The sequence below is a fragment of the Methylomonas sp. Uni0009 genome, assembly GCF_054188105.3.
This window is the reverse complement of the sequence record NZ_JBTAFN010000001.1, coordinates 1,702,399-1,716,128: the sequence shown is the minus strand read 5'-3', so window position 1 is coordinate 1,716,128 and position 13,730 is coordinate 1,702,399. Positions and strand designations below refer to the sequence as shown.

General features: G+C 54.6%; 8 protein-coding genes. 6 read left to right on the top strand and 2 right to left on the bottom strand.

Annotated features, from left to right (window positions below):
* Nucleotides 1–137: 137 nt before the first annotated feature.
* The 5 genes from ACWAU0_RS07990 (at nucleotide 138) to ACWAU0_RS07970 (ending at nucleotide 7,020) form a co-directional block, all read left to right on the top strand.
* Nucleotides 138–2,303: a zeta toxin family protein gene (locus ACWAU0_RS07990; RefSeq protein WP_458138856.1), complete on the top strand. Its 2,166-nt coding sequence runs from the start codon at nucleotides 138–140 to the stop codon at nucleotides 2,301–2,303.
* Nucleotides 2,304–2,524: 221 nt separating this feature from the next.
* The gene (locus ACWAU0_RS07985; protein ID WP_458138855.1) at nucleotides 2,525–3,121 is read left to right on the top strand and encodes a VPLPA-CTERM sorting domain-containing protein; all 597 of its coding nucleotides are present in this window, start codon (nucleotides 2,525–2,527) and stop codon (nucleotides 3,119–3,121) included.
* A gap of 235 nt (nucleotides 3,122–3,356) precedes the next feature.
* Complete coding sequence (locus tag ACWAU0_RS07980; RefSeq protein ID WP_458138854.1) at nucleotides 3,357–4,895, top strand: DUF1175 family protein; 1,539 nt, start codon at nucleotides 3,357–3,359, stop codon at nucleotides 4,893–4,895.
* Entirely contained in the window at nucleotides 4,865–6,553 is a 1,689-nt protein-coding gene (locus ACWAU0_RS07975) for a hypothetical protein (protein ID WP_458138853.1), read from the top strand. Before ACWAU0_RS07980 ends, ACWAU0_RS07975 begins: the two co-directional genes overlap by 31 nt.
* The gene (locus tag ACWAU0_RS07970; protein ID WP_205452571.1) at nucleotides 6,550–7,020 is read left to right on the top strand and encodes a hypothetical protein; all 471 of its coding nucleotides are present in this window, start codon (nucleotides 6,550–6,552) and stop codon (nucleotides 7,018–7,020) included. The genes ACWAU0_RS07975 and ACWAU0_RS07970 overlap by 4 nt, the downstream gene beginning before the upstream one ends.
* Here the strand turns inward: ACWAU0_RS07970 and ACWAU0_RS07965 are convergent.
* Entirely contained in the window at nucleotides 6,990–7,319 is a 330-nt protein-coding gene (locus tag ACWAU0_RS07965; RefSeq protein WP_523070779.1) for a hypothetical protein, read from the bottom strand. The genes ACWAU0_RS07970 and ACWAU0_RS07965 overlap by 31 nt on opposite strands.
* 31 nt (nucleotides 7,320–7,350) lie before the next feature.
* Here ACWAU0_RS07965 and ACWAU0_RS07960 point away from each other — a divergent pair, with 31 nt between their 5' ends.
* Nucleotides 7,351–12,507, top strand: coding sequence for an MG2 domain-containing protein (locus tag ACWAU0_RS07960; RefSeq protein ID WP_523070778.1), 5,157 nt, complete (start codon nucleotides 7,351–7,353; stop codon nucleotides 12,505–12,507).
* A gap of 447 nt (nucleotides 12,508–12,954) precedes the next feature.
* Here ACWAU0_RS07960 and ACWAU0_RS07955 read toward each other — a convergent pair whose 3' ends face one another.
* Entirely contained in the window at nucleotides 12,955–13,668 is a 714-nt protein-coding gene (locus ACWAU0_RS07955; protein ID WP_458138851.1) for a DUF3240 family protein, read from the bottom strand.
* Nucleotides 13,669–13,730: the final 62 nt, after the last annotated feature.

The window sequence follows — 13,730 nt, the reverse complement described above, 5'->3', positions numbered from 1 at the left end:
TGCCATACCGACTTACTCAACCGCCAATAATAGTAGTTTTCCGTTGCAAGACATTCAGCCAATATTCCTTCTCCGCCAATAACCGGTTAAGATCAGCCCCAGAAAATAATAACTATAAAAAAATAAGAGGGTGGATTATGCAAAACCCCAGCCGGAATCTTCCGGGTTACAGGCCGCTAAAACGCCTGCGTACTGCACTGGCTATTGCCCAAGGCGCCGGACTGTTGTCGACCTTGTTGCAAGAGCTGGAAATCACCGTCTCGCACGACCAGACCAAGCGAGTCACTTACATGACCGGCTTGTACTCGCGCATTCATCGCGAAATGTTTAGCGATTGGAAGGAGCAGCCCACCGTCACCCACCGCCCCGGCACGATGCCGGATGCCGATAAACGCAAACAGTTTCGCGTCGCCATTGAGCGCTTGGTGTTGGATGGGGACAGCAATGCCGATACGGCGATTTTCGATAACAATGGCTTTGTGATTCATAGCGAGGACATCGCCGAGCGACTGGCCAGCTTTTATCATTCCTTACGGATCATTCGGCCTTATGGCTACGGCAATCGGATGACGCTGGATTTTTTCATTACCGCGCTGGGTAACCTGCCGGCCTTCAAGGCCGTCTACGAACAAGGCATCGATTTTCGCCGCCTAACTGCCGAAGACGCTTTGGTGCTGCACGATCATAATAGTCAACACCGGGCGCTGAGCCGCGCCTTTACGCACGCCCTTGATCCCAGGCGGATTAAAAGCCTGCACAACCAAGCCAACCGCTACGGCAAATGGCCGGAGAACAAACGCTTTCTATTAGGGATTCCGTTTCTGTCGCATACCACCAGCGACGGCATCGAATGCCTGATCACCGTGACGGGCGGTTTGGTGCCGCTAAGTAGCATTAGCGCCGAACAACTGATCGCCGGCCAGCATTTTGCCGACAACCCTTTGAGCGTGTCCGAGCACATCATCGGCTATTTGCCGGGCACCGAAGATTTGCGCGCCCCCGGCAAATTCGAGATCGATGCCATCCCGATTCGTGAAGACGGCGTTGCGCCGCTGTTTTGCTTGGACGTGAATATGCTCACCGGCTTGCGCTCCCCCAGCCAAGCCGAATTGATGGATTTACTGAAGCAGTGCGCCGGCGAGCAAGCCAATCTATTTTTATTGGCGGACAACGAAGCCTTAAAACAAAAAATGCTGGTCGCCGCCCGTAACGAAGTGCGCTTACGGCGCACCGTGGAAATTGCCTACGAGCGTTTAGCCAAGATCACCCGCATTTTGATCGCGGCCAGGGACGCGATTTTTGCCGGTAAAACCCCGGTGGACCAACCGCATTTTCTGATGAGCATGGGCGGCGCCGGTGCAGGCAAAACAGCGGTCGAGGAAATCGCCACGGCGCTGTGCGGCGACAATTTTGTGATCGCCTCCCTGGACGAATTTAGAAAGCTCAGCGATTTGTACCGCTTGCTGACCGCCGCCAATCACCATAGCGACGACTACGTGTACGTCGAACCGTTCGCCAACCGGCTGCGCGACCTGGTAGCGCAACGGGCGCGCGAACAGCGGATCAATATTCTGTACGACGGCACCGGCATTCCCTATCATCCGCGCTATTCGACCGCCATCAAACACTTCCAGGCCGCCGGCTTTCGCACCCAGATTGCCGCCGTCGATGCATTTCTGGTGAAGCCGGTCGGGCGGGAACTGGAGTTATCGCGCTCCGGCGTGATCGGCAGTGTCAAATCGCGCTTTGAAGCGACAGGTCGCGCCTTGCCCTGGGTGGTCACCATCGATAAACACATTCGTTCGCCGCAAGAGTTTCTAAATGCCCTTGAAGACACAGCGCTGGCAAAAATTTCGCTGTTTGCCAACGATGGTGAGCGGGATAAGCATTATTTGGTGGCGGAAAGTGTCTTGCTTAGCGATGCCGAACTGGAGCAATTGCAACAGCAACAGTTGGCCGGCCACTTGGTCGGGCATCTACTTGAGTTTATCCGCCGGCATCCAGATTCGGTATTGAAAAGCCTGGCCGGCGATTGCGAAACCCGATTGACCGCGCTGATCGCCCGGAACCCGGACTTGAGCGAAGACAACGTCGGCTATTTAATCTACAAAGGCAGCGAAGGCAACCGGGTATTACTGGTTTACCATCTGCGGCGCTTGATCGATTTTGTGGAAAAACGCCAGCTCAACCCCAACGCCTCCGGCGAGGACGGCCTGCTTCACAAACCGGTGGCGCTGGCGTTTCATGTCGATCCGAATGCGAAAGACGCTTGGATTACCCGTTTGCAGGGGACGCTGGAATAATTTAATCCGTGGTTACTGCCCTTTTGGGAGGGTTGTGAGTCAATTTCTGAGTCTATAGAATAAGGCATCGAATTTAAAATCATGAGAGCCTTGCAATGAAATCGTTCCTTTTAAGCAAATCGTTTGTAGCTGCCGGAGTATTGCTGATATCCAGCACCCAAGTTTTTGCGTCACCCATAAGCCTGGGTTTTACGCGTGTTACCAGTAATAGTAGCCAAAACGTGGCGAGCCAATTAAGCGTTGAGGTATTCAATCAAGCCGATGCTTTTTCAATTTTGAATCAGAGTATCGGCGCCAATGACGTGATATTCACCTTTAAAAATGCGGTTGGCACTGCTTCCAATATTGCCGAAATCTATTTTGATGACAGCAATTTTCTGCTGTCTCAATATGCTCCTTTTCTACAGCTTGGTGGCACTACCGATTTCGGAAATACCTTGAACCCAAGTGATCTGCCAGCCGGCAACACACTGGCTAACCCTTTTGTTGCAACTTCCGGTTTTGGTGCCGATGTTAATCCAGGCAATCCCAATAAAGGGATCAACGCCAGTAACGATTTGTTGGGTATTCGCATAGCCTTGCAGACTGGCGTTAGCTTTTTGGACCTTGGGCGCGGTTTGCAAGACGACTTGTTGCGTATCGGCTTACATGTCAGATCAATTGGTGCGGATGGAAAAAGCGATTCTTTTGTTAGCAGCGGTGATACGGCTGGTGGCGGCGGCTTAGGTTCTCCGGTTCCCCTGCCTGCAGCGGCCTGGATGTTCTTGAGCGGTTTGGTTGGCTTTTTGGGCTTGCAACGCCGTCGGACTTCAGTTTAATTCCGATCACGGAATATCCGGCGAATAGCAGGCGCTTATCGGCTACCCGCCTTTTGCCATTTATCGCTTGACTAAGAATATCCCTCGCTCCAGACGGAACGAGGGATTTTTTTTGCGCCAAAAAATCTGTTCTGTCTACGTTATGCGGAACAACCGGCAGTTAGATTTGCCGTTAGCCTATTTGCTTGCTACATTTCCAGCACTGATTACATCCCATAGCCCGATGGAGGCCTGGATGCGGAAACCTCACTTGTTCGATGCCCGCCGGCTGGGCGGCATTACCGCCGTGCTGTTGGCTTTATCGACTCAAGGCGCCGCGGCGCCTAGCGACGATCCCGATATTCTGGCCCGACGCGGCCAACAACATCCAGTCCCTACCGGGCCGGCCACAGCGCCAACACTGACACTAAGCAAGCCGGCTGGCGGTTGGACCAGCGGTCTGCAGATCACGGTAGCCGGCACCTGTTCCGACCCAGCCGCCGATCCGATAGTCGTCAATATCAACGGCGTCCGTTACTACGTGCGCAATGCCAATGGCAGTTTCTCCCGCGCTTTTCCGGCCGCCAAGGGCAAAAATACCGTCATCGCCGAATGCGCCAACAGCGCCGGCGTCGCCAAAGCCTCAACTACCGTCGATGCGGTGATTGCTTCGATAGGCCTGAAAGTGGTGTTGACCAGCGACAGCGACGGTGTCTACACCGATTTGCATATCTACGAGCCGGACAACAGCCATGTGTATTGGGCCGACACTAATTCCAACAGCGGCGGTATCTTTTTCCTAAACCAAAACGGCGACAACTTCGACCAGGCCGGCTACGGCCCCTATTTATATGTACATCCGGCCCCGCCGCTCGGTGTGTTCCGCATCGACACCAACTACTGGCCGGGCGGCGCAGTGCAACATACGCTGGCAAATCTCGACATCATCCTTGACGAAGGCTTACCCAGCGAAAGTCGGCGCCGCGTGCAAAAACCGCTAGCCCGACCCGGCGAAACCAAAACCCTGGCTTATGTGGTGATCCAAGGCAACCGCCAGCCGGCGAAAATCTATGTGCCGGGGCAGGATGCCGAGCGAGACATGCCGATAGAAGTAAAGGAATACATCAAACACGAGCCCAAGCGCGAAGGCGAAGCAGAGGACAGTGCGGAAGAATTGGGCTACCTGCCGCCGCAAGACGCCGACGCGCTACGCCAAGTCGTCACCGATGTTGCCCTGCTACAAGCCCGTAAACTCAGCCCACTCTGGGAACCCAAACAGCGCGATTGCGCCGGTCTGGTACGTTTTGCTTACCGCACCGCTTTGGAACCGCGCGACGCCAAACGCACCGCCAAGCTTGGGGTACCAGCCAAGCTGATGCTGCCGCCCTTGTCCGAACAGGCCCGTAAAGCCATCCCCGACTATCCGCAAATCTGGCAAACCGGTCTCAACAACGGTCAAGCGCGCTACGGCCATTTTGCCGACGCTGAAACTCTAATCGGCTACAACTTTCGCTTGAAATCCCGCGATCTGGCAACAGCAAAAAGCGGCGATTTGCTGGTATACCAAAAGCCATTAATTAATGACGAACCCTACCACCTGATGCTATTCGCCGCCGGCCATCCGCAGAATCTGGTGGTGTACCACAACGGCGCACAGGGCGGCGACGCCCAGGTGCGCGTGGTCAGCGTCGCCGAGTTATTGCAATCGCCCGATCCGGTGTGGGTCCCCCGCCCGGAAAACCCTTATTTCCTTGGAGTGTACGAATGGAACCGCTTAGCCCCGCAAAACGCCTGACCGCGATAGCTTCGGCTGCGGTGCTGACCGTTACCAGCGCGGTGGTCGGCTATCAGGATTATGCCCGACAACCCTTAAGCCGCTTGATGCGTAGCGGGCTGCCGTTACTGGACTTGACTGTGAAATTGCGCGATGCCGCCAATCAGGATTTGGACGCCAGTACGTCGTTGGTCGGCAGCAACGATGTAGTGCCGGCTGGCGACGATCACTGTCCCGCCTTGACTGGCGGCGATGTCGGCTCGGGCACCACCATGGATGTCACGGTACAGCGTCCCGCCGACTGCCCAAAACAGGCGACCTGGTATGTGAAAAAACATCCGGTGGCCTTTACCCTTAACTTCAATCAGGGCGAAGCGTTTTTAAACTGGTGGGATGCGCAGCCACAAGTGCAAAGCTTGCTCGGCAATCGCTTCGTACAAGGTTTGTTTTTTGGGTTATTGCAAAGCCTGAAAGTCAAAGCCGAGCAACTCAATCTGGAAGGCCTGCAAGGCGAGTTTCTGACGCAACTGCTGCGCGACGCTGTCACCGCCAATGCTGAGCTGCATTACGACATGGCCCATGCCAGCCAGGGTTGGGTGATCAGTTATTCGCGTAGCGATAGCCAGTTTGCCGATCAAGCCATGCCGGCCTTGGCCGGCGTGTTGGCCAGCAGTGGTTACCGCCTCAACAAACTGCCGGAACCGATCCTGGAAACCCGCATCGGTTTGCAAAAGCTGTTTTTCACCCAATTCCGCGAGCGGATTTATCTGGCGCAAAGTCTGGAAGCGTTATTGAACGTGATCGACAGCATCGCCCCGCAAAGCCGCCGCAGCGATGCGCCGCTGAGTTTGACCTTACGTAGCGAAGCTTTTATCGATAATTTGCTGCCGGTGCTGACCGGCTCGCCGACGTATCCGCTGCAATGGGATTTTGCGTTGAAAGACGGTCAACTGGGTACGTTGAATCTGCCAGCGGCGGCTTGGCAAAGCCAATTGCACGGGCAATTATTCGAAGGCGTTTTAGCCAGCATCCCGCATGACGCTTTTGCCGGCATCGCCACCAGCCTAGCGTTATCGCCGGATTTAACCGCAGAAGACTGGCAAACACTGGCTGCAAACGGCCCGTCGACCAACCCGCCTGACCCCGAACCGGCTGGTGTAGGCTTGGTTTGGGATTTCACCGCCGACAGCCCGACCGGCGCGGTCGGCATCATCGTCGCCAATCCCCAGCAACCGCAAGCCAGCGCCGTTTATGCGCAATATCTGAAAAATCCGGATTTGGGCGCGGAATGTGCCGGCGGCAGTTTGTTCCTGGCCGCGAGTTCGGAAAGTCTGTTGACCCGGATGAAGGATGCTTGCAACAAACAGTCCTTGAGCCCATTGGATTGGCAACGCGGCATCGAAAAACAACGCTGGCAAGCAGCGCAACTAACCGCTTTTGTTAATCCTGGCGCCGCGGTACGAGAACTATTCCTAGCAGGCGGTGCGGGTAACGCGCAGGAAGCCAACGAGTTTGCCCCGCGCTGGCAGCAAGACTATGAAGCCGCCAAAGCCGCGATGCGGCAGGAGGGGGATAAGTTGTTTTACGGTTTGCCGATTTTGAGTTATGCGGGGAGGGTTGAGGGAGGTTCTGGTGCTGCTTTGGAAGGTAGGTTGGTAGCTCAAGAAGGTGGGAAATGATTATTTTGAATTCGCTTTTTGGTTTGTTATTGGTGGTGGTTGGGATTTCCTTTGTCGTTGCCACTGGCTTTTTGAATGCTGACGACTCAACTCCCTCTCCTGATGGAGAGGGTTGGGGTGAGGCGATTCAAAACTTGGTTTCATTTTCTCTCTTAGAAGGTGTCGCTAGCGCGACGGTTTATTTAATGTCGGTTCTCGGACCGACAGCCGAGGTACTTTCTTTTGCTTGGCCAAAAGAAAGTACCCAAAGAAAAAGCCACCCGGATGCCGCTTTGATCCTGCGCGCAAAAGCTTTTGCCGAGGGTTTTCGGAAGGGGCTTCCCAGCCCCTCCGAAAACGAGCGGCATCCCTGCCGCTCCCCTATCGGGCTGATCTCGGCAAAAGCTTCGGTGCTCGGCGCGGCATACGGGACAAAACCACTGGCTGCCATGCGTTTTCAAGAAAAAATTGAATGCCAATTGTTATAAAGCCAAAAACCGATGGGAGCGATAGCGTAGACGCATAACCAAGCGGCTTCTAAAAATGAAGGAAAAAACGATGGGCTGCTCACCCGAACGAAATATAAAAACAAAATGCCGGGCCACAGAAAACAAATAGTCGCTAACACATCTGTTTTTAAGCTAAATATTTGCGGAAGACCAATCCATAAAATGAGAAAACCGAAAATTAGATAAATAGCTGAAAAACCAATAACGACCCAACCTTGCGGAGTTGACAGTAATGGGCCGCGAAGAAAATCAGTTATCGGGCTATGCAGGTGGTCCATAAATCTTTTCTATATTTCAACAGGAAATCCAATGTTAGTTCAGTTTGCTGATGTAAGTGCCAGATTTCTGTCCCGTATGCCGCGCCGAGCACCGGAGGCTTGGAACGGATCAGCCCGGCAGGGGCGATGCAGGGATGCATCGCGTTTTCCGCAGGGGCTGGGAAGCCCCTTCGGAAAACCCCGTTCCAAGCCTTCGGCGCGCAGGAAACAAGCGACATCCGGGTCGCCTTTTCTTTGGATACTTTCTTTTGGCGATGCAAAAGAAAGTATCTCGGCTGTCGGTCCGAGAACCGACGCCAAAACATCCGTCGCGACAGCGACACCAATTCCAAACAGTCTGTTAGCAATCATCAGTCAGCTAATTTTACTAACGGCATTACTGGTACCGATAAGCGCAACCGCCGGCAGCCCATTTTATTTAACCGCCGAACGCAGCTTCACCAACACCGAAACCCCCAACATACGCCTGGACTACACCCTCACCGACCAGCCCATGCTAATCCGGGTGCTGAAAGCCAATAATCTGGAAACCTTCCTGGATGGCCAGTTCAACGTCAGCCGCAGTTACGAGCAGCCGGTTAGCGAGCTTAATCCCGGCCATTACTTCGCCAAGGGTCTGAACAATGCGCAATCGCCCTTGAAGCTGCTGCGCGGCATGCTGGATGTGGAGTTTCGCAAGTCTTTAAAAGAATCCAACTTCAGCGGCTCGGTGCTGACTGTCACCGAAAAACCGTTGGTGTCGGTGCCGCAGCAGGTTTTAGTCGCGCCGCCGAAAGGGTTTAGCGTCGTGAAGGAAAACTATCTGGATCTACTGCGCAACGGCCAGCAAACCCATGATTTGGGTTGGTGGTTTAACGAAGACACCTGGAGCGAGCATCGTTATAAAGTTCGGCAGATTGCGCTTGATCCGTTGCCGGACGGCATCTATTTGCTGCAAGCGGTGCAAGGCAAGAACGAAGCGCAGTGCCTAATTCAGGTCAGCAGTCTGGCGGTGCAGGTCAAGCAATCCAGCGAGCAGTTGTTGGTGCGGGCCATGAATCGCGACTTGCAACCGTTGGCTGGTGCCAAAGTCAGTTATCGCGACGGTCGCGGCCGTTGGCAAACCTTACCGGCCAGTACCAACGCCGCCGGCGAGCTGAGCTTTAATAATCCCGACGGCGTGTTGGACGGCAAATTGCTGGTACGTGTCGATGCGCCGGCTGCCAAACCCGGCGATGCGGCACGCACCGCGTTGACCGCCACAGACTTTTTGCCGACGCAAGCCAAGGACGACGCGGTATTCGTGATGACCGACCGGCCGATCTTCAAGCCCGGCGAGACTTTTTATTACAAAGGTATCGTGCGCAATTTGCAGGACGGCCAGTTGCGGATTCCGGCCTTTCAATCCAAGCAAACCGATGTGTCGCTGATTCGCGCCGACGGCAACGCCACCGGTTTGCAAGGCCAAACCCAGCTTACCGATTTCGGTTCGTTTTCCGGCAGTTTCGATCTCGATCCCAGTCAGACGCCTGGTTTGTATCGCTTGCTAGCGGAAATCGACCATAAAGCTTATGGCGGCGAGTTCCGGGTGCGCGATTACATTAAACCCACGTTTTACCTGGAATGGCTGGATCGGAGTCCGGTGGTGCAAGCAGGTCAACCGTTTAAACTAAAATTCCGCGCCAAACGCTACAGCGGCGGTGTACCGCAGAACGTCAAATTCGAAGTGTTTCTGTACCGGAAAAAGTTCGAAGCCCCGCAATTTGTGACCGAAGCTGGCGCGGGTTTAGCTGCCGGTAACGATTATTTCGGCCAGGTGAAATCCGCCGCGCCGTTGACCCAGCCCCAACGCTTGTACAGCTCCATCGAAGAACGTCAGGCCGTCGATGCCAGCAATCCTTGGGAAACCGCCGCCAAGCTGGATGAAAGCGGCGACGGCAGTTTTGAATTCACCGTGCCCGCCTCGGACAAAGAAACGCCTGATCAGGAATGGATTTATTCCTTGATGGTGCGCGCCCAAGATGCGGCCGGCGGCAATGCGATTTTGACCGACAGCATTTACGCCACCTTGTCTGAGGCGCAGCCGGCTGTGCGTTTTAATAAAACCGTCGCGGCTGTCGGCGATCAGGATTTGCAATTGCTGTTGCAATCCAGCTATGCCGACGGCAAGCCGGCTGCCAAGGCCGGCGGCGTGGTCGATGTGATGCTGGAACAGCCCGGTAGCAGCAAACGCAGCCTGGTGAAACTGGATTTCGCGACCGACGAGCGCGGTCAGCAAAAACTGACCATCCCGGCCTTGAAAGAATTTGGCCGGCTCACCGCCGTCGCCCGTTTGGAAAGCCTGGATGGCCGCAATTTAAACCATCCGGCCAGTTCTCAACCCAGCACCTTGATCGTCGCCGGCAGCGGTGGCGAAGCGGTGGCTGATAATCCGGAACTGGAACTGTACACGCCCACCACCATCCTCAGCCCCGGCGAACAAGCCAAGGTGTTTGCCTTGTTGCCCAAGGCCTGGGGCAAGAACGAAAGCGGCGCGATTTGGGAAACCGTGGCCGGCGCGCGTTTGTTCGATAGCCGCAGCGCGTCAGCTCAAGGCCGCAGCCGCTGGTTTGAAGTGACCGCCAAGCCAGAATATGGCACCGGCTTTTACCACACCGTGACCGTGCCGGTAGCTGGCGGCAAGTACAAGGAACAAACCCTGGGCTTTAGAATCGTACCCTGGGAAAAGCGTTTGCAGATCACCATCGAGCCGGAAAAAGCCGAAACCGAGCCGCTGAAACCCACCCAAATCAAGCTGCAAGTCAAACGCGCGGATGGCAGTCCGGCGGCGAATACCGAAGTCGCGGTGTCCATTGTCGACCGCGCCGTGTATGCGGTGCAAGCCGAATTCCGGCCCGGCATTTTCGACTTTTTCTATCCGCTGCAACGCAGCAATTTAGCGACTTTCTATTCCGACGATCTGCAAGGCTACGGTTACGCGGATTTGCTGCGTAAACCGAATTTCTCGCTCAGCGCCTTGAAGAGCCAAAGCAAGTTGGCGAAAAAAGCCATGCGCGACACAGCCGGCTGGTTTCCGCACGTGATTACCGACGCCAAAGGTAATGCGACGATTGATGTAGACATGCCGGCCAACATCACCGAATGGCTGGTCACGGCGGTTGCCAGCGACAAGGACGGCCGCATCGGCGAAACCACCGGCCAATTCCGTAGCATCACCGATGTGGCGGTGGACATGGTCGGCCCGCAATTCTTGCGGCAAGGCGACGAAGTGGACGTAGCGGTGAAACTGACCAATCACTTGGCCCAGCCGGTGAAACTGGCCGGTAGCATCAGTTTGCCGGACAGCTTGCCTTTGCAAAACGGCGAGACTTCTCCCCAAGCCGAATTGGCTGCGAAAGCCGAGCAATTGTGGCCGTTACGCTTGAGCGCCAACGCCCGGCAAGGTACACCGGCGCTTAAGGTGGCGTTGACTGCGCCGGCCGGCGTGCGGGTGGGCGGTGCCGAGGAATTCGAGATTCCATTAAAAGCCGCCGCGCTGCCACAGGTGTTTAGCAGCGTTCAGCAGGACAATCTGCTGCGTACCGACTTGCCCGCGCAGGCCGAACCTCGGCAAGTGACGGTGCGAGTCAATTCCGGCCTGCTGGGTGCCGCGCTGCAAGCAGCGGCCATGCTGGTGCAATACCCTTACGGTTGCACCGAGCAACTGGCGCACAGCACCGTACCGAATCTGGTGTTAATCGATTTGATCGAACGCGCCGGCCTGAAACCCGAGCAATTGGGCCCGCTGGAAAAGACTTTGCAACACGCCAAACAGAACGCGGCGCTGGGCATTCGTAAACTGATTCAAAACCAGAAAACCGATGGCGGTTTTGCCTTGTGGTCAAGCGATAGCGAAGCCAGCGTGCCAGTGACCTTGATTGCGATGCAAGCCTTAAAATACGCTAACGACTTGCAAGTGGAAGGCGTGAATAACGCCTATTTCAAGGGTATGGACTGGCTGAACAATCATACCGAGGGCAATACGATAGCAAATGGCTTTGTGTTGAGCGGCTTCGCGACGGTTGGCTATGCCTACAACGCGCCTTGGCAACAGCAGGCCGATTTTGTCGAAAAAGTGCTTGCCAATTCTAAGGCTGGAGCCGACGAGTTGGTCGCCGCGTTGCGCATCGTCAAGGCTTACGAGAATCAAAACTGGCACAGTTTCAACCACCAGTTCAAAGACCGGCCGCAGCTGAAAAACGATTTAGTCAAACGCTTACAACTTGCGCTGGATGCGTTTGACCCGGCGGGTTATCAGCATCAGCGCGGCGAGTTGTATAACAGTTTGGGCTTTGGCTTTGGCGTACCCAGCCTGATCTCTGCCGGCCTGGGCGCGTTAAATGAAGCGCAGGCGCTGCCGCCTGCACTGGAAACCAAGCTGAAACGCTTGCTGTTGCAAACTCAGAAAAACGGCTATTGGCAATCGACATACGATACCGCGCAGGTGATCTTCAACAGCCGGGAATTGTTAACTAAGGAAGCGGCGGCTGCGGCCAAGCAGAATGCCCGAACCATCACCGCTACAACCAAAAACGGTTTTGAGTTGGGCAAATTGGAACGCATCCCCGGCGGCTATCTGACCAATTTCAACCAGTTTGGCGATAGCCCCGACTTGAGCGAACTTCATCTGGCCGAGCTGAATGCCGACGAAATCGCCAGTGCCACTATCGCTGTCGAGGTGCCGTATCCAGCCGTCGCCGCCCGCGCCGCCGGTCTGGAGGTACAACGCTGCTTCCGCCGCATCACCGCCAAAGGCAGCGAGTTGATCAATATGAGCCAGGCTTTGCAAACCGGCGATGTGGTGGTCAGCGAAGTGCGGGTAAAGCGCAACGCCGACGCCGGCCGGCCGGTACCCGGCAGCGAGTATGTGGTCATCGACGACGGCATCCCCAGCTTGGCGGAAGGCCAGGAAAACGACGAAACCTATTTGGCCGACGCCAAAATCCAAGCCAAGGACGACAGCTATTGGGCCAGCATCAAGGAAACCCAACGCTACCCGGACCGCATCATCCGCGTCGCCAAGCTCCAAACCGGCGGCGAATTGACCTTGTATCAAGTTTGGCGAGTCGCCAGAGCCGGTAGTGCGTCGATCCCCCCTGCTAGCGGGTTTGATATGTATAACGAGGCGGTGCAAGGGAATAGTTTGGCGGGGAGGGTGAGTGTTCAGTAGTCTTGTTCGGCGGAACGGCTTTGGTTTTGCGCGTTAAGGTTACGGGTTGGGCGCCCCCAAAGCTTAACTGCGTCCTCGTCGTTGCTGTACGCAAATATACCGGTACGGCACGGATAATCTGAAAAAGTGGAATTGCCTTAAAAAACTTAACTATATCACCCAAAGAAAATTGAAAATCTCTTTTCAGTTCTTCCTAAAAAAGGTAGATATTCATGAATTCCAAATACAAAAAAAAGCGCCGCTTAGGCGCTGCCTTTGCCATTGCGAGCATCGCGTCAACAGGGCTGGCCTCTACTAGGGTTTAGGTCAGCGCCACCGGTATCAATGATAGCGGTAACGTGGTCGGTTATTAGACAATTCGCAGCAATTACAGGTATGGCTTCAGACCATTCGCTTAATACTTGCACCATACTCGACCATCCTAGCGCTTGCTTGCATTATTAAGCGCTAAATTTCGCCCTTCTCGACCACCGGCATGATCCAGTAATGGATACCGGACCCGGCAAATTCGGACTTCAATTTTTCCAGCAAGGCAGAAATAGCCATTTTCTCGGCGTAAATCTGAAAGCGCGCGGTTTGCTGATCGGCGTCATCGGCTTCGGTGAGAAATTTGGTGATTTTGTGTTCGCCGGTATCACTATTAAGCAGTTCTTCCTCAAAGCTGGTCAGGCACTCCATCATCGGCCCCTCCATGACAGGCGGCACGATAAATGAAATGGAGAACTGTTGATGATGCACGGTTCGAAAAAAATCATCTTCACTGTTAAAACGATCAGACGCATTTTTGATCACTTGCAGATACTTACCGCGCCTGCGATCACCCTTGCGCTTTTCGATAATATCCGCAGACACAGGCATCTGATTTTGGCGGGGGTCGTTGTACCAACTGCGATGATAATAAGGCCTAACCACCACCATTCTGCCGTTAAACCGCCGATTTTTTAAACCTTTAACAACTCTTTGCACGGAAAGCTCAGAATCCAGCGTTACCACACCGTGATATTCGATAGTGCCTATGCGGGTATCCTGTAAGGCCAGAATCTGCACATCGACTATACGGCCGGATTTTCTGAACAAGCCGCGTTTCAAAGCAGGGGCCACAAATTCGGAAATTTCAGTATGCCTGGTATTAGCAGGAATGCGACGCAAAAAGATATTCATAGGGCTATGTGTGGCAAGGAAAATAGCTCATTCAAAAATGTTTAACCGCTGTTCGTCCGAAC